Origin of the sequence: Sphingomonas sp. R86521 (assembly GCF_042466235.1) — a bacterium.
Taxonomy (GTDB): Bacteria; Pseudomonadota; Alphaproteobacteria; order Sphingomonadales; family Sphingomonadaceae; genus Sphingomonas.
Genome location: NZ_JAXHBY010000001.1, coordinates 1,154,837 through 1,172,177, shown reverse-complemented (window position 1 = coordinate 1,172,177; position 17,341 = coordinate 1,154,837). Strand labels below are relative to the sequence as shown.

Below are 17,341 nucleotides of genomic sequence, written 5' to 3'. Positions count from 1 at the left end.
CTTGGTTGGTCAGATGTGGATCGGCTTGCCCTGCACCGCCATCGCAGCTTCCTTGATCGCCTCGGCATGCGTGGGATGCGCGTGACACGTGTAGGCGATGTCCTCGCTGGTGGCGCCGAATTCCATCGCGATAGCGGCTTCGGCGATCAGCGTTCCCGCCAGCGACGACACGATCCAGACGCCAAGGACGCGATCGGTCTTTGCGTCGGCGATGATCTTCACGAAGCCGTCGGTGTCGCGGTTGGTCTTGGCACGGCTGTTGGCGGCGAACGGGAACTTGCCGACCTTGATCTCGGTCTTTTCCTTCGCGGCTTCTTCCGTGAGGCCGACGCCGGCGATCTCGGGCATCGTGTAGACGACGCTCGGGATGACGTCCTCGTTGACGATGCCGGTCTGGCCGGCGATGTTTTCCGCGACCGCGACGCCCTCGTCCTCGGCCTTGTGCGCGAGCATCAGCCCGGGGATGCAGTCGCCGATCGCCCAGACGCCGTCGACCTTCGTGCGGAAGCTGTGATCGGTTTCGATCTGGCCACGCTTGTTGAGCTCGAGGCCGATGGCTTCGAGGTTGAGGCCGTCGACGTTCGCTTTCCGGCCGATCGAGACGAGCACCGCGTCGGCGGTCAGCGTCTCGGACGCGCCACCCGCGGCGGGCTCGACGGTGACGGTCGCGACGCCGTCGGCGACGGTGACGCCGGTGACCTTGGTCGAGAGCTTGAGCTCCATGCCCTGCTTCTTGAAGAGCTTGGCGGTCTCGCGGCGGACTTCGCCGTCGAAGCCGGGGAGGATCTGGTCGACGAACTCGACGACTGTGACCTTCGCGCCGAGGCGACGCCAGACGCTGCCCAGTTCGAGACCGATCACGCCGCCGCCGATCACGACCATGTGCTCGGGGACCTTGGGGATCTCGAGCGCGCCGGTGCTGTCGACGACGGTCGTCTGGTCGACTTCGACACCGGGGAGCGGCATGACGCTCGAACCGGTGGCGATGACGATGTTCTTCGCGGTGACCTTCTGGCCGTTCACGTCGACGGTATGCGCGTCCTGGAACGCGGCCTTGCCCTTGAGCCAGGTCACCTTGTTCTTCTTGAATAGAAATTCGACGCCGCCGGTCAGTTCCTTGACGGCCTTGGCCTTCTCGGCGTGCATCTGGTCGAGGTTCAGGGTCACGCCGGTGAACTCGACACCGAACTTCGTCATGTGGCCGCCCTTCGCCTCCTCGTAGATCTCGGAGGCGTGGAGCAGCGCCTTGGACGGAATGCAGCCGACGTTGAGACAGGTGCCGCCGAGCGTCTCGCGCGATTCGGCACAAGCGGTGCGCAGGCCGAGCTGCGCGGCGCGGATCGCCGCGACGTAACCGCCGGGGCCCGCACCGATCACGAGGACGTCATAGTCGTAGTCAGCCATGTTATGCTCCACGTGTTTTCCTGCGAACGCAGGAATCCAGGGTTATCGAGGGCGACGTTCGTGACCCTGGGTTCCTGCGTTCGCAGGAAAACAGCAGTCAGAAGAGCGTCTCGTACAAATCCTTCCAGTGCGGGTTGGTCTGTTCGATCAGATCGATCTTCCAGGCCCGCTTCCATTTCTTCATCTGCAATTCGCGTTGCCGTGCAGATTGTATGTCGTCACTCGCCTCGAACCACACAAGGAGGATGCAGCCATGCTCCTTGGAGAAGCCGTCGATCAGGCGATTGCGGTGTTGGTAGGCTCGGGCGAGCAGGTCGCTGGTGACGCCGAGGTAGAGCGTTCCGTTGCGGCTGCTCGCCGTTAGATAGACGAAACCGGGCCTCACGTTTTCCTGCGTATGCAGGAATCCAGGGTTACGGAGGGTGGTATCCGGAACCCTGGGCTCCTGCGTTCGCAGGAGAACAAAAGGGCCTGATGGGTCAGAGGTCGATCAGGATACGGGTCGGATCCTCAATAGCATTTTTCAGCGCCACCAGGAACGTCACCGCTTCACGGCCGTCGATCAGGCGGTGGTCGTAGCTGAGCGCGAGGTACATCATCGGACGGATGACGATCTGGCCGTTCACCACGACCGGACGTTCCTCGATGCGGTGGAGGCCAAGCACGGCGGACTGCGGCGGGTTGATGATCGGGGTCGACATCAGCGAGCCGAACACGCCGCCGTTCGAGATCGTGAAGGTGCCGCCCTTCATCTCGTCCATCTTGAGCGTGCCGTCCTTGGCCCGCTTGCCGAAATCGCCGATCGTCTTCTCGATGCCAGCGACCGTCAGCGCCTGCGCGTCGCGGATCACCGGAACGACGAGGCCGCCCGGCGACGACACCGCGACCGAGATGTCGGCGTAATCGTGATAGACGATGTCGTCGCCGTCGATCGACGCGTTGACGCTGGGGATGTCCTTCAGCGCCATCGTCGCGGCCTTCACGAAGAAGCCCATGAAGCCGAGCCGGACGCCGTGCTTCTTCTCGAACAGGTCCTTGTACTTGGCGCGCGCCGCGATCACCGCGCTCATGTCGACGTCGTTGAACGTCGTCAGCATCGCTGCGGTGTTCTGCGCTTCCTTGAGGCGCTTGGCGATGGTCTGGCGCAAGCGCGTCATGCGCACGCGCTCTTCCTTGCGACCACCGGCAGCAGCCGCGACGGGCGCCGGGGCGGTGGCGGCGGGCGCAGGCGCTGCGGCGGGCTTGCTGCTCGCGGCGGCGGTGACGTCTTCCTTAGTGATGCGACCATCGCGGCCGGTGCCCTTGACCGTCGAGGGATCGACGCCGTGTTCGAGCACCGCGCGGCGCACCGACGGCGAGAGTGCGGCAGGCGAGTCGCCCGCGGCGGGGCTGTCGCTGGCCGACGTGCCCGGCTGGTCGCCGTAACCGGCACCGCCATCGCCCGATGGCGCAGCAGCCGAAGCCGCAGCAGCGGGTGCGGGGGCCGCGGCGCCACCGGCAGCATCGATCGTCGCGAGCATCGCGCCGACCTGCACCGTGTCGCCCACGGCGACGGCGTGCTGGCCCATGACGCCGGCGACCGGCGACGGAACTTCGACCGAGACCTTGTCGGTTTCGAGGCTGGCGATCGGCTCGTCGACCGCCACGGCCTCGCCGGGCTGCTTCAGCCATTCGCCGAGGGTGGCTTCGGTGATCGATTCACCCAGGACAGGGACGGTGACTTCGGTTGCCATTTTTGCTTCTACCTTTTGTGCTCCTGCGTACGCAGGAGCCTAGGGTTGCTCTGCCGGACCCTGGGTTCCTGCGTTCGCAGGAAAACAGGGAGCGGGTTCGATCAGTTCGCGCGGGTGCGGCGGATTTCGTCGCGGACGGAGTGGCCGAGCGCGTCGGCGACGAGCGCGCCCTGTTCGGCCTGGTGACGCTTCATCAGGCCAGTCGCCGGCGACGCCGAGGCGTTGCGGCCGGCATAGCGCGCGCGCTTCACAGGGGAGTCGACCGTCGCCAGTGCCTCCTCGATCAGCGGCTCGACGAAGAACCAATAGCCGTTGTTCTTCGGCTCTTCCTGCGCCCAGACGATCTCTTCCAGGTTCGGCATCCGCGCGACCCGCTCGGCGATCGCATCGCCGGGGAAGGGATAGAGCTGTTCGACGCGAACGATCTGCGTGTCGGTGTCGCCGTGCGCGTCGCGCGCCTCGATCAGGTCATACGCGACCTTGCCGGTGCACAGCACGAGCCGCTTCGTATCGACGTCGGCGGCCGGATTGGTATCCGACAACAGGCGGCGGAAGTGGCTGTCGCCCTGAAAGTCCTCGGCCGACGATACCGCCAGCTTGTGACGCAGCAACGACTTCGGCGTCATCACGATGAGCGGCTTGCGGAAGTTGCGGTGCATCTGCCGGCGGAGCAGGTGGAAATAGTTCGCTGGGCTGGTGCAGTTCGCGACCTGGATGTTGTCGTCGGCGCACGATTGCAGGAAGCGCTCGGGACGCGCCGAGCTATGCTCAGGCCCCTGCCCTTCATAGCCGTGCGGGAGCAGCATCACGAGGCCGTTGGCGCGGAGCCACTTCGATTCGCCCGACGTGATGAACTGATCGATCATGATCTGCGCGCCGTTGACGAAATCGCCGAACTGCGCCTCCCAGAGGACGAGCGTCTTCGGGTCCGCGAGCGCGTAGCCGTACTCGAACCCGAGCACGCCGTACTCCGACAGCGGGCTGTCGAGCACTTCGAAATTGCCGTGCTCGATTTCCTGCAGCGGCACGTACTTGTGCTCGTCGGTCTGGTCGACCCAGACCGCATGGCGCTGCGAGAAGGTGCCACGACCCGAATCCTGGCCGGACAGACGGACGCCGTAGCCTTCCGAGAGCAGGCCGCCGAACGCGAGCGCTTCGCCGGTCGCCCAATCGAAGCCCTTGCCCGACTTGAACATCTCGCGCTTGGCGTCGATCACGCGCGCCAGCGTCTTGTGGATCTGCACGCTGTCGGGAACCGTGGTCAGCGTGCGGCCGAGCGAGTCGAACAGCTTGGTGCTGAGCCCGGTCTCGACGTTGCGGCGCACGTCGGAATCGGCCTTGGGCGCGCTGAGCCCGGTCCAGCGACCGCCGAACCAGTCCGCCTTGTTGGGCTTGTACGCGGCACCGGCCGCGAACTCGCTCTCGAGGCGAATGTTGAGTTCCTTGACGCTCTCGTCGATCCACGCCTGATCGACGACCTGCTCCGCGACCAGTCGATCGCCGTAGACCTTGGACACGCCGGGGTGCTTGCGGATGATGTCGTACATCAGCGGCTGCGTGAAGCTTGGCTCGTCGCCCTCGTTGTGGCCGAAGCGGCGATAGCACCACATGTCGATGACGATGTCGCGGTGGAACTTCTGGCGGAATTCCATCGCCATCTTGGTCGCGAAGGTGACCGCCTCGGGATCGTCGCCGTTGACGTGGAAGACCGGCGCCTGGACGCCCTTGGCGACGTCCGACGGGTAGGGCGACGAGCGCGCGAACTGCGGCGAGGTCGTGAAGCCGACCTGGTTGTTGATGATGAAGTGGACGCAGCCGCCGGTGTTGTAGCCGCGGATGCCGGAGAAGCCGAGGCACTCCCAGACGATCCCCTGCCCCGCGAACGCCGCGTCGCCGTGGATCAGGACGGGCAAACTAGCCACGTGGTCCTTGAGGTCGTTGTTGAGCGTCTGGATCGCGCGGGTCTTGCCGAGCACGACGGGGTCGGCGGCTTCGAGATGCGACGGGTTGGCGACCAAGCTCATGTGAACCTTGTGGCCGTCGAACTCGCGGTCGGTGCTGGTGCCGAGGTGATACTTCACGTCGCCCGAGCCGCCGATGTCGTCGGGGTTGGCCGAACCGCCGGCGAATTCGTGGAAGATCACGCGCAGCGGCTTGGCCATCACGTTTGCGAGCACGTTCAGGCGGCCACGGTGCGCCATGCCGATGACGATCTCGCGCACGCCCATCTGGCCGCCGTATTTGATGACGGATTCGAGCGCGGGGATCATCGATTCACCGCCGTCGAGCCCGAAGCGCTTGGTCCCGACATACTTCTTGCCGAGGAATTTCTCCCACTGCTCGGCTTCGATGACCTTGTTGAGGATCGCCTTCTTACCGTCGACGGAGAATTCGATCGCCTTGTCCTGGCCCTCCATGCGCTCCTGGAGGAAGCGGCGCTCCTCGACGTCGGAGATGTGCATGTATTCGAGGCCGACATTGCCGCAATAATTCTTGCGCAACGTGTCGACAAGCTCGCGGACAGTCGCCCACTCCATGCCCATCGTGCCACCCAGATAGACCGGGCGATCGATGTCGGCATCGGTGAAGCCGTGATATTCGGTGCGCAGATCCTCGGGCATCTCGCGCTTGGACAGGCCGAGCGGATCGAGATTGGCGGCGAGGTGGCCGCGGACACGGTAGGTGCGGATCAGCAGCTGCGCGCGGATCGCATCGCCGGCTGCCTTGATGATGTCGGCCTTGCTGACCGCGGGCGCGGGCGCCGCCGGAGCAGGCTTGCCGCCCTTGGCGGGCTTCGGTGCAGGCTCCATCTGGGTCGGGTCGAGGGCCGCGGTCAGGTCGTCGGTCGTGGTCAACGGCCAGCGTGCGCTCTCCCAGCTCGGGCTCTGCGCGCTCTCGAGACCCTCGAAGAAGCTGCGCCAGCCGCTGTCGACCGAGGCGGGGTCGGCATTGTACTTGACGTACAACGTCTCGACGAAGGCCGGGCTGACGCCGGCGGCGATATCGCTGAAATCCTGGCCTTCGTAGCCCATGTCGTTCGTCCCAGCCGCTAAGTCTTCCGTCATCCCGGGCTCGTCCCGGGATCCAGGGTCACGGGCGGCGCGCTTGCGGCCCTGGATCCCGGGACAAGCCCGGGATGACGTCACATCACTTGTTCAACACGCTCAGCAGCGTCTCGCCGAGCAGGCTCGGGCTTTCCGAGACCTTGATCCCGGCAGCTTCCATCGCCGCGATCTTGCTCTCCGCGTCGCCCTTGCCGCCCGACACGATCGCGCCGGCGTGGCCCATGCGACGGCCTGGAGGCGCCGTACGACCGGCGATGAAGCCTGCCATCGGCTTCGACCGACCGCGCTTGGCTTCGTCGCGGAGGAACTGTGCCGCCTGCTCCTCGGCGTCGCCGCCGATTTCGCCGATCATGATGATCGACTGAGTTTCGTCGTCGGCAAGGAACAGCTCGAGCACGTCGATGAAGTTCGTGCCGTTGACCGGATCGCCACCGATGCCGACCGCGGTCGTTTGACCAAGGCCTGCGTTCGACGTCTGGAAGACCGCCTCATAGGTGAGCGTGCCTGAACGGCTGACAACGCCGACCGAGCCCTTCTTGAAGATCGAGCCGGGCATGATGCCGATCTTGCACTCGCCGGGCGTCAGCACGCCGGGGCAGTTCGGGCCGATGAGGCGCGACTTGGAGCCCGACAGCGCGCGCTTGACCTTGACCATGTCGAGCACGGGAATGCCCTCAGTGATCGCGACGATCAGCTCGATCTCGGCGTCGATCGCCTCGAGGATCGAATCGGCGGCGAAGGGGGGCGGCACGTAGATGACGGACGCGGTCGCGCCGGTCATCGCCTTGGCTTCGGCGACGGTGTTGTAGACGGGGAGGTCGAGGTGGGTCGTGCCGCCCTTGCCGGGCGTGACGCCGCCGACCATCTGCGTGCCGTATTCCAGCGCCATCTTGGTGTGGAAGCTGCCGGTTTCGCCGGTCATGCCCTGGGTGATGACCTTGGTGTTCTTGTCGACGAGGATGCTCATCTAGTGCTCCTTGTACCCCGCAAGCGGGGGAACAGGTTTAAAATAGTGACTCGAACAGGTCGTTCCAGTCGGGGTTCATTCGTTCGATCTCGGACAGTTTCCACTGCCGGTTCCACTTCTTCATCTGAAGCTCGCGCAGGCGCGCGTTGTCCAGATCGTCGTGCACCTCATACCAAACCAGAAGTTTGCAGTGGTGCGTTTTCGTGAAACCGATGATCAGGCCGTTGCGATGCTGATAGGATCGTGCGGCGAGATCGCTGGTGACACCGAGATAAATCGTTCCGTTCCGCCGGCTCGCCATCATGTAGACGTAGCCGGCTTTGTTCACGCGGCCCGCGATCCTCCTTGTTCCCCCGCGAAGGCGGGGGCCCAGTCTGGGTCCCCGCCTTCGCGGGGAAACAAGTTAGGTTCGCGACGCATTTTAATTCAGCGAACCATCGATACCCTTGCAGGCCACGATCAGTTCCTTGACCGCGTCGACCGAGACCTGGAGATTGCCCTTGGCTTCATCATCAAGCTTGATCTCGACGATCTTCTCGACGCCGCCGGCACCGATCACCACCGGCACGCCGACGTACAGATCGGTCAGGCCGTACTCGCCCGAGACATACGCCGCCGCCGGCAGCACGCGCTTCTGATCGTACAGATAGGCTTCGGCCATCGCGATGCCGCTGGTCGCCGGCGCGTAGTATGCCGAGCCCGTCTTCAGCAGTGCGACGATCTCGCCGCCGCCGCCGCGCGTGCGCTTGACGATCGCGTCGATCTTGTCTTGGCTCGACATGCCCATCGAGATGAGATCCGGCACGGGGATTCCCGATACGGTCGAGTAGCTGATGACCGGGACCATCGTGTCGCCGTGGCCGCCGAGCACGAAGCTGGTGACGTCCTTGACCGAGACCTTGAACTCATCGGCGAGGAAATGGCTGAAGCGTGCCGAATCGAGCACGCCGGCCATGCCGACGACCATGTGATGCGGCAGACCCGAGAACTCGCGGAGTGCCCACACCATCGCGTCGAGCGGGTTGGTGATGCAGATCACGAATGCGTCGGGGGCGTTGTTCTTGATGCCCTCGCCGACGGCCTTCATGACCTTCAGGTTGATGCCGAGCAGGTCGTCGCGGCTCATGCCGGGTTTCCGCGCAACGCCAGCCGTGACGATGATGACGTCGGCGCCGGCGATGTCGGCGTAATCGTTCGAACCGGTGATGGTCGAATCGAAGCCTTCGACCGGGCCGCACTGCGACAGGTCGAGCGCCTTGCCCTGGGGAATACCCTCCGCCACGTCGAACAGGACGATGTCGCCCAGCCCCTTGAGCGCCGCGAGGTGCGCGAGCGTCCCGCCGATGTTACCGGCGCCGATCAGCGCGATCTTCTTGCGAGCCATTCAATCCGTCTCCGTCTACGGGGTGATTGGCCACGCCGCCTACGCGCATTGTGGCGCTACGGCAACCGCTAAAGCGGGAAAGGTGTCGCGTTGTTGCGACTGCTTCGCATGTGCAATAGGTTGTACTCCTCTCCGTCATCCTGACGAAAGTCAGGACCCAGAGCCAAAAGCGGTGCGGACGGTACCCTGGGTCCTGACTTTCGTCAGGATGACGGAAGGGTCGATCAGATATGGCCTTCGGCGAGGTAGTCCTCGGAGCGCATTTCCTCGAGCCGGCTGATCGTGCGATCGAACTCGAACCGGCCATCACCGGTCTCGTACAGCGCGTCAGGCTGCGCGTCGGCGGCCGCCAGCAGCTTGACCTTGTGTTCGTACAGCGCGTCGATCAGCGCGACGAACCGCGCGGCCTCGTTGCGGTTGTCGGGCCCGAGCTTGGGAATCCCGACCAGGATCACGGTGTGGAATTTCCGCGCGATGGCAAGGTAATCCGCCACGCCCCTCGCCTCACCGCACAGCTTCTTGAAGCTGAACACCGCGACGCCCTTGAGCGATTTGGGCACCCGCAGCGTGCGTCCCTGGACGACGAGGTCCTCGGACGGAACGTGCTCGCTGTCGTCGGTCGAGAAGTCGGTGAGGCGGAAGAACGCGGCCGAAAGCTGTGCGGTGGCCTCGGCGCCGTTCGGTACCAGCCAGGTGTCCTGCTGCCCCAGCCGGTCGCGGCGATAATCGACCGGGCCGTTGAGCGGCAGCACGTCGAGCTTCTGTTCGATGGTCGCGATGAAGGGCAGGAAATGCTCGCGGTTGAGCCCGTTCTTGTAGAGATCGGACGGCGGGCGGTTCGACGTGGTGACGATCGCCACCCCGGCGTCGAGCAGCGCGGTGAACAGCCGCGACAGGATCATCGCATCGGGGCTGTTGGTCACCATCATCTCGTCGAACGCGAGCAGCCGGGTTTCCGCGGCGATCGCGGCCGCGACAGGCGCGATCGGGTCGCCGACTTCCTTGCGGCGCTCTGCGGCGATGCGCGCATGAACCTCGAGCATGAACTCGCCGAAATGGACGCGGCGCTTTTGGACGACCGGGGCGTTGGCGAAGAACAGGTCCATCAGCATCGACTTGCCGCGCCCGACGCCGCCCCAGAGGTAGACGCCGCGGGGGTCGGGCCTGCTGGTGAAGCGCGCGAAGAACCCGGTGGATTTGGGCGCGGCCAGTTGCTGCGCGAGCGTGTTCAGGCGCGCGGCGGCGGCGGCCTGTTCGGGGTCGGGGCGAAGCTCGCCCGACGCGATCAGGGCTTCATAGGCGGTAACGACGGTCACTATTTTCCCCGGCGGAGGCCGGGGCCCAGTTGGGAGAACCGACGTGATAGGCGCAACGGACTCGAGCCGAACGTCCCCAACTGGGCCCCGGCCTTCGCCGGGGAACAGTCGGGGAAGAGGCTCAGACGATCCGTTCGGCTTCCATCTTCTTGATCTCTGCGATCGCCTTGGCGGGGTTCAGACCCTTGGGGCATGCGTTCGCGCAGTTCATGATGGTGTGGCAGCGATACAGGCGGAACGGATCCTCGAGCTCGTCGAGACGCTCGCCGGTCATCTCGTCGCGGCTGTCGGCGAGCCAGCGATAGGCCTGCAACAGGATCGCAGGGCCCAAGAACTTGTCGCTGTTCCACCAATAGGACGGGCAGCTGGTCGAGCAGCACGCGCACAGGATGCACTCGTACAGCCCGTCGAGCTTCTCGCGGTCCTTCGGGCTCTGCAGCCGCTCCTTGCCCGAGGGCGGCGGCGTGACGGTCTGCAGCCACGGCTTGATCGACGAATACTGTGCGTAGAAGTGCGTGAAGTCGGGCACCAGGTCCTTGATCACGTCCATGTGCGGCAGCGGGGTAATCGTCACCTCGCCCTTGATGTCCTCGATCGCGGTGGTGCACGCCAGACCATTGCGGCCGTCGATGTTCATCGAGCACGACCCGCAGATGCCTTCGCGGCACGAGCGGCGGAAGGTCAGCGAGGAATCCTGCTCGCCCTTCATCTTGATCAGCGCGTCGAGCACCATCGGACCGGTCTCGTCGAGATCGAGCTGGAAGGTGTCGTAGCGCGGGTTCTCGCCGCTGTCGGGATCGTAGCGATACACCTTGAACGATTTGAGCCGCTTGCCCCCGCTCGTGGACGCATGCTGGACGCCCTTCTTGACGACGCTGTTCTTCGGGAGCGAGAATTCGGCCATTGCGAGCGGTCCGTCCGTAGGTGGGTGATCGGTTAACGGTGCCGATACATGACCCGACGCGCGTCCGCAAACCCCGTGTCGCTGCAGCGCACTATATCACGTCGAGCACTAGCCCCAGCGCAAGCGCCTCCTCGGCCTCGATGTACCAATTGTTGGGCGCGCGCTCCTTCAGATCCTCGAACGCGACCTTCGATCCGGCGACGATATCGCGGAACCCTTCGTCCTGGATGCGGATCGAATCCTCGATCTCGTTGAGCTTCGCACGGAGCGTATAGGACAGCGTGTTGAGCGGGCCGTTGAGCTGGATCGTGCTCTGCATCGACCGTTCGTGGATCATCAGCCGGGTGTGCTTGGTCAGGAAGCGGCTGTGGACCGGGAAGGCCGACATCAGCGTCGCGCCGGCGGAATAGACAGCGACCTTGCCGAGGAACAGCGTCTCGCGATCCGTATAATCCCGGAGCAAGCGGATGTTGTCGCCCATCGCCCGCGCCATCTCCGGGTCGCCGCCCAGCGTGGTGATCGACAGGACCAGCGGGCCGTCGCTCGGCGCGTTGGCGAGTTGCGCCGTGAAACTGTCGTACATCTTGTCGTCCACGGGACCGTGGAGCTGGATGTGCGGCGCGGCCAGCAGGGGATAGTTGCGGGCGTTGGATTGGGGCGAGGTGTCGGTCATGCGCCGCGTAACCGTCAACGGCACGGGTGGTTCCGCCGAAGCGCCGTCAGTTTAGGTTCGGCTGGCGCGGCGTAGCTTGATGATCCACCCCAACACACCCCCGGGGACGCCGCCCGCAAGCGAGAACAACGCGGCGAAAGGGATCGCCAGCGCGGCGTTGGGGTCGTTCGCCGCCGCCGGATGGAACTGGACGTAGAGCAGCGCACCGATCGCAACGATGATCGGCCAGGCGAAACCGACCAGCAGGGGTTGCAGACGCGTGGGCACGCCCACCGCGATCGGGACGAGGAACCCGACCGCGATGATGGCCCAGTTCATCAGTACACGCGCTTCTTGGGCTTGATGTAGTCGACGTCGTCGGTGAGCGTGTAGTCGTGCACCGGACGGTAATCGATCTTGGTCTCGCCGCCCTTGCCGCCCCAGCCGTTAAAGGTGGTGATGGTGTGCTTCATCCAGTTCGCATCGTCACGCTCGGGGAAATCCTCGTGCATGTGCGCACCGCGCGATTCGGTGCGGTTGGCCGCCGAGTTCATCGTCACGACCGCCTGGCCGATCAGATTGTCGAGCTCCATCGTCTCGACCAGATCGGTGTTCCAGATCATGCTGCGATCCTTCACCTTGATGTCCGTCATCCGCTTGTAGATGCCGGCCATCTTCTCGACGCCCTGGTTGAGCAATTCGGTGTCGCGGAACACCGCACAATGCTTCTGCATCGTCTGCTGCATGTCGAGCCGGATCGTCGCGGTGGTCGAACCACCGTCCGCGTTGCGGAAATGGTCGAGGCGCGACAGCGACAGCTCTTCCGAACCCTTGGGCAGCGGCGCATGCGACTGGCCGGGCTTCTGGATGTCCTTGATCCGCAGGCCGGTCGCGCGGCCGAAGACAACCAGATCGATCAGGCTGTTCGAACCGAGGCGGTTGGCACCGTGGACCGAGACGCACGCTGCTTCGCCGACCGCGAACAGGCCGGGGACGACGGTGTCGGGGTTGCCGCCGACGAGGTTCACGACCTCGCCGTGGAAGTTGGTGGGGATGCCGCCCATGTTGTAATGCACCGTCGGCGTGACGGGCAGCGGCTGGCGCGTGAGGTCGACGCCGGCGAAGACTTTCCCAGTCTCGGTGATGCCCGGCAGGCGCTCGGCCAGCACCTTCGGATCGATGTGATCGAGGTGCAGGAAGATGTGGTCGCCGTTCTTGCCGACGCCGCGGCCTTCGCGCATTTCGAGCGCCATCGAGCGGCTGACGACGTCGCGCGAGGCGAGGTCCTTCGCCGACGGGGCATAGCGCTCCATGAAACGCTCGCCCTCGGAGTTGGTCAGGTAACCGCCCTCCCCGCGTGCGCCCTCGGTGATGAGCACGCCCGCACCGTAGATGCCGGTCGGGTGGAACTGGACGAACTCCATGTCCTGCAACGGCAGCCCGGCGCGGAGCACCATCGCGTTGCCGTCGCCGGTGCAGGTGTGCGCCGAGGTCGCCGAGAAATAGACGCGGCCATAGCCGCCGGTGGCGAGCACGGTCTGGTGGCTGCGGAAGCGGTGGATCGAGCCGTCTTCCATGCACAGCGCGATGACGCCGCGGCAGACGCCGTTTTCCATGATCAGGTCGAGCGCGAAATACTCGACGAAGAAGTCCGTGTTGTACTTCAGGCTCTGCTGGTACAGCGCGTGGAGCATCGCATGGCCGGTGCGATCGGCGGCGGCGGCGGTGCGCTGGACCGGGGGGCCCTCGCCCATGTTCTGCATGTGGCCGCCGAACGGACGCTGATAGATCGTGCCGTTCTCGTTACGGCTGAACGGCATGCCGGCATGTTCGAGCTCGTAGACCGCCTGCGGGGCCTCGCGGCAGAGATACTCGATCGCGTCCTGGTCGCCGAGCCAGTCGGAACCCTTGACGGTGTCGAACATGTGCCAGGTCCAGTGATCCGGCGAGTTGTTGCCGAGCGACGCGGCGATGCCGCCTTGGGCTGCAACGGTATGCGACCGGGTCGGGAAGACCTTGGTGATGCACGCGGTCTTCAGACCACTTTCGGCGATGCCCATCGTGGCGCGCAGGCCGGAGCCGCCAGCGCCGACGACGACGGCGTCATAGGTATGATCGATGATCTTGTAGGGGGCGGCCATTATGCGGGGGCTCCGGTGAAGGCTACCTTCAGGATCGCGAACAACGCGATGCCAGCGGTCACGAACGTGAAGAGATTGAGAACGATCATCCAGACGACGCGGGTCTCGTCATGCTGGTAATCCTCGATCACTACCTGGAGGCCCAGGCGGAAATGATAGAAGACCGATACGATCAGCAGGATCATCGGCACCGCGACCCAGGCCGATTGCAGCCACAGGTGGACCGCGCCGTAATCATAGCCGGGCATCCGCGCGACCGAGATCATCAGCCAGAGCATGAGCAGGATGTTGGCGGCGGCGGTCAGGCGCTGGTGCCACCAATGGTGTGCGCCTTCCTTGCTGCTGCCGAGTCCGCGGACGCGGCCGAGGGGGGTGCCGGTACCCATTACTTGATCCCCAGGTAAAGCCAGAACACGACCGTAAGCGCGACCGATGCGACCATCGTGGCCAGCGCACCCATCTTGTTGCGCTTCAGTTCGAAGCCCGCACCGGTGTCCATCACCAGATGGCGGATGCCGGTCATCATGTGCTGGAACAGCGACAGCGTCAGGCCGATGCCGATGACGTAGCCGAGGATGTTGAGCGCACCGGTGTCGGTGGTGAAGACGTCATGGAACGTCGCGTAGCTTTCAGCGCCGCCAGCGATGGCCGCGAGCCACCAGACCAGCAGGCCGGTGCCGACGGTCGCCATCCCGCTGCCGGTCGCGCGGTGCAGGATCGAGACCAGCATGTGCGGGCCCCATTTATAGACCTGCAGATGGGGAGACAGCGGGCGGGCGGGATTGCGGGATGCCAAGGGCGAAGTCCTCGAATGGGTTTGGCGACCTATTAGACCGCGCGTGCTGCGATGCAACCCATCGTGCACGTACGGTGACCGGGCGTCGGCACCATGCTCCGGCGAAAACCGGACTGCGAACCACGAACCGCCATTCTAACCCCCGCTTAACCATTGGCGGTTACCTTCGATCCACGTTCTTCCTGCCACGCGGAGTGCACCGTCTTGACGACCCCCGAGCTTCCGGTCCCCGGCGCGATGGCCGCATCCATCGACCTGCCCGCGCGACTGCGCGTGTTCGACTTCGACGGCTCGCTGACGACCGCGAGCCGCGAAGTGTGGGCCGCGCTGGCACCCGAGGTCAGCGACGTGTCGCGTGCCTATTGGGAACAGTGGCTGCGCTGTTTCCCGGACGAGCGGATCTGGGCGCCGAACGAAACGGAGAGGATGATCGAGATCGGGTGCACGTTCCTGCGCAACCGCTTTCTCGAGACCGGAGGACGGGCCTGGGTCGAATCGGTCGAGCGGTCGGTCGCCGTCGCCTATACCGCGGACGTGTCGCCGATGGCGTTGCTGTCGATGATCAGCGCGAGCGACCGCGCCGCGCTCGACGTGCTGATGCGCCGGGTCGACCGCGCGGACGAGAAACTGCCAATGTATATCGATACGCTGATGCGGCTGTCGGCGCTGGAGGGCGAGATCACGGTCGCGCTCTACAATGGCTATCGCACGCATGCGGCGCAGGGCCAGCGCGATACGCTGGCGGCGGAATTCCGCGACGGCATCGCGACCATGGTCGAGACCGCGACCGACGAAGGGCATGTCCTGCGCGAACAGGCAGTGCGCAGCTCGGCGTCGACGCGCGCGGTGCTGGGCAAGGCGAGCGAAGTCGCAGCCGCCGCCGAACAATCCGCGGTGGCGATGCGCGAAGCCGCACAGACCGCCGCCGGGCTGATCCGCGCGATCGAGGATGCACGGACCGAGGTCGAGGCTGCAGCCGAGATCGCAACGCGTGCGTCGGCGCAGGCCGGCCAGGCGGTCGGCATGTCCGAGACGCTGAGCGATCACGCCAAATCCATCGAATCGATCCTGAGCCTTATCCGCGACATCGCCGGGCAGACCAACCTGCTGGCGCTGAACGCGACGATCGAGGCGGCGCGCGCCGGCGATGCCGGACGCGGCTTCGCAGTCGTGGCGCAGGAGGTGAAGAGCCTCGCCAACCAGACTGCGCGGGCAACCGACGACATCGCCGCGAAGATCGCCGCGATCCAGTCGGCGACGCGTTCGACCGTCGAGACCAATGCCAGCATCAAGGCGACCGTCGCCGAGGTCCAGGAAAGCGCGGACCGCATCCGCTATGCGATGGAGGCGCAGGCCCAGACCGTGACCGCGATCACCGCGGCGGTCGACGAAACTGCGCTGGCCGCCGATTCGATGTCGACCACGATCGCCGCGATCCGCCAGGACACCGAGACGGTGGCGAGCGAGATCGACGGCGTCGGTCGCGGCTTCGACGTGCTCGACAGCCGATTGAGCAACCTCAAGAACAGCGCCGGCGATTTCATCGCCAAGGTCGCTGCGTGAGGCCCGTAGGAGGGACGCAATGCCGGAGATGAAGACCTGGAGCGGCGATGTCCGCGCCTTCGCCGATCATGTCCGCGATTATGACTGGGACGGAGCGATCAGCACCGGATCCGCGCAGATCGCCGCGCTGCTGATCCCGGAGGATTACGAGCGCATCGCGACGATGTTCTGGAACTATTACATGTCGCTCGATTCCGCCCGGCATCTGTCAGCGACGATGACGGAGGGCGCACGAGACCGTGTGGTCGCGCGCAGCGTTGCTTATGCGCGCGCCAAATACGATGCGCCCTACGGCGAGCCGTGGCGAGACGGCGCGATCCTGCACGCCGATCTGAGCAAGGCGGCGGGCGTGCCGCTGCCCGCGCTGCTGGCGTCGCTCGCCTATGCGCACAGCACGACGATGACGTTGATCGGCGAGCGGCTCGAGCCCGGCGATACGCGGCTGTGCCAGTTGTGCGACGTGGTGCTGCGGCTGTCGCTGATCGAGGCGGACGTGATGGCATCGCATCTGGGTGCGGTCGATGCGGCGGAGGCGCGTACCGAGCGCGGCACCCGCGCCGCGGCGTTCCGCGAACACATCGCCACTTCGATCGGCGATACCGCGGCACTGGGCGCACGGATCCGCATCCAGGCGACCGGAGCATCATCGTCGGCCCGCGGCGTGCTGGGCAAGGCGAGCGAAGTGGCGGCCGCGGCAGAACAGTCGGCGGTGGCGATGCGCGAGGCGGCACAGACCGCGACCGGGCTGATCCGCGCGATCGAGGATGCGCGTACCGAGGTCGAGGCGGCGGCGGAAATCGCGACGCGCGCGTCGGCACAGGCGGGCCAGGCGGTCGGGATGTCCGAAGCGCTGAGCGATCATGCGAAATCAATCGAATCGATCCTGGGGCTGATCCGCGACATCGCCGGGCAGACCAACCTGCTGGCGCTGAACGCGACGATCGAGGCGGCGCGGGCGGGCGACGCCGGGCGCGGGTTCGCGGTGGTGGCGCAGGAGGTGAAGAGCCTCGCCAACCAGACCGCGCGCGCTACCGACGATATCGCCGCGAAGATTGCCGCGATCCAGTCGGCGACGCGCGGCACGGTCGCGACCAATGCCGATATCAAGGCGACGGTGACCGAGGTCCAGCACAGCGCCGACCGCATCCGCCACGCGATGGAAGCGCAGGCGCAGACCGTGAGCGCGATCACCGCCGCGGTCGATGAAACCGCGCTCGCGGCCGATTCGATGTCGACGACGATCGCGACGATCCGCAGCGATACCGAGGCGGTGGCGCAGGAGATCGACCTGCTCGGCCAGGAGTTCGGCGAGGTCGACGATCAGCTCAACGTGCTGAAGACCGCCGCCGACGGATTCTCGGCCAGCGTCGGGTAGGCAACGAGGTGACGCCGGGGCCCCTGCCCGCTAAGCCCGCG

16 protein-coding genes are annotated in these 17,341 nt (G+C 65.5%); 2 read left to right on the top strand and 14 right to left on the bottom strand.

Annotation, left to right across the window (positions count from 1 at the left end; genetic code table 11):
- Positions 1-9 precede the first annotated feature (9 nt).
- The 14 genes from lpdA to sdhC all read right to left on the bottom strand — a co-directional run bounded on the left by lpdA (position 10) and on the right by sdhC (position 14,362).
- A complete protein-coding gene (lpdA, locus tag SJY20_RS05510) occupies positions 10-1,404 on the bottom strand; it encodes a dihydrolipoyl dehydrogenase (RefSeq protein WP_380785595.1) in 1,395 nt (464 codons plus the stop codon).
- Between the two features lie 97 nt (positions 1,405-1,501).
- Positions 1,502-1,789 carry a GIY-YIG nuclease family protein gene (locus tag SJY20_RS05505; protein ID WP_380785594.1) on the bottom strand — a complete coding sequence of 96 codons (288 nt, stop codon included), beginning with the start codon at positions 1,787-1,789 and terminating at the stop codon, positions 1,502-1,504.
- Positions 1,790-1,883: 94 nt separating this feature from the next.
- Entirely contained in the window at positions 1,884-3,137 is a 1,254-nt protein-coding gene (odhB, locus tag SJY20_RS05500; RefSeq protein WP_380785593.1) for a 2-oxoglutarate dehydrogenase complex dihydrolipoyllysine-residue succinyltransferase, read from the bottom strand.
- 101 nt (positions 3,138-3,238) lie between these two features.
- The gene (locus SJY20_RS05495) at positions 3,239-6,169 is read right to left on the bottom strand and encodes a 2-oxoglutarate dehydrogenase E1 component (RefSeq protein WP_380788580.1); all 2,931 of its coding nucleotides are present in this window, start codon (positions 6,167-6,169) and stop codon (positions 3,239-3,241) included.
- A gap of 115 nt (positions 6,170-6,284) precedes the next feature.
- A complete protein-coding gene (gene sucD / locus SJY20_RS05490; protein WP_380785592.1) occupies positions 6,285-7,169 on the bottom strand; it encodes a succinate--CoA ligase subunit alpha in 885 nt (294 codons plus the stop codon).
- Between the two features lie 37 nt (positions 7,170-7,206).
- Positions 7,207-7,497: a GIY-YIG nuclease family protein gene (locus SJY20_RS05485; protein WP_380785591.1), complete on the bottom strand. Its 291-nt coding sequence runs from the start codon at positions 7,495-7,497 to the stop codon at positions 7,207-7,209.
- A 93-nt stretch (positions 7,498-7,590) separates the two neighbouring features.
- Entirely contained in the window at positions 7,591-8,553 is a 963-nt protein-coding gene (gene mdh / locus SJY20_RS05480) for a malate dehydrogenase (protein ID WP_380785590.1), read from the bottom strand.
- A gap of 224 nt (positions 8,554-8,777) precedes the next feature.
- Complete coding sequence (zapE, locus tag SJY20_RS05475; RefSeq protein ID WP_380788578.1) at positions 8,778-9,872, bottom strand: cell division protein ZapE; 1,095 nt, start codon at positions 9,870-9,872, stop codon at positions 8,778-8,780.
- A gap of 118 nt (positions 9,873-9,990) precedes the next feature.
- Positions 9,991-10,773, bottom strand: coding sequence for a succinate dehydrogenase iron-sulfur subunit (locus tag SJY20_RS05470; RefSeq protein ID WP_380785589.1), 783 nt, complete (start codon positions 10,771-10,773; stop codon positions 9,991-9,993).
- 91 nt (positions 10,774-10,864) lie between these two features.
- Positions 10,865-11,446: a ClpP family protease gene (locus SJY20_RS05465; RefSeq protein WP_380785588.1), complete on the bottom strand. Its 582-nt coding sequence runs from the start codon at positions 11,444-11,446 to the stop codon at positions 10,865-10,867.
- Between the two features lie 51 nt (positions 11,447-11,497).
- The gene (locus SJY20_RS05460; RefSeq protein ID WP_380785587.1) at positions 11,498-11,764 is read right to left on the bottom strand and encodes a hypothetical protein; all 267 of its coding nucleotides are present in this window, start codon (positions 11,762-11,764) and stop codon (positions 11,498-11,500) included.
- A complete protein-coding gene (gene sdhA, locus SJY20_RS05455; RefSeq protein WP_380785586.1) occupies positions 11,764-13,566 on the bottom strand; it encodes a succinate dehydrogenase flavoprotein subunit in 1,803 nt (600 codons plus the stop codon). Before sdhA ends, SJY20_RS05460 begins: the two co-directional genes overlap by 1 nt.
- On the bottom strand, positions 13,566-13,952 hold the full coding sequence (sdhD, locus tag SJY20_RS05450) for a succinate dehydrogenase, hydrophobic membrane anchor protein (RefSeq protein WP_380785585.1): 387 nt from the start codon (positions 13,950-13,952) through the stop codon (positions 13,566-13,568). Before sdhD ends, sdhA begins: the two co-directional genes overlap by 1 nt.
- Positions 13,952-14,362 (bottom strand): succinate dehydrogenase, cytochrome b556 subunit, encoded by a 411-nt coding sequence (sdhC, locus tag SJY20_RS05445; RefSeq protein ID WP_380785584.1) that lies wholly within the window; start codon positions 14,360-14,362, stop codon positions 13,952-13,954. The genes sdhD and sdhC overlap by 1 nt, the downstream gene beginning before the upstream one ends.
- Positions 14,363-14,599: 237 nt before the next feature.
- On the opposite strand from sdhC, the gene SJY20_RS05440 reads away from it, so the two are divergent.
- Positions 14,600-15,925, top strand: coding sequence for a methyl-accepting chemotaxis protein (locus SJY20_RS05440; RefSeq protein ID WP_380785583.1), 1,326 nt, complete (start codon positions 14,600-14,602; stop codon positions 15,923-15,925).
- A gap of 19 nt (positions 15,926-15,944) precedes the next feature.
- The gene (locus SJY20_RS05435) at positions 15,945-17,300 is read left to right on the top strand and encodes a methyl-accepting chemotaxis protein (protein WP_380785581.1); all 1,356 of its coding nucleotides are present in this window, start codon (positions 15,945-15,947) and stop codon (positions 17,298-17,300) included.
- Positions 17,301-17,341 lie beyond the last annotated feature (41 nt).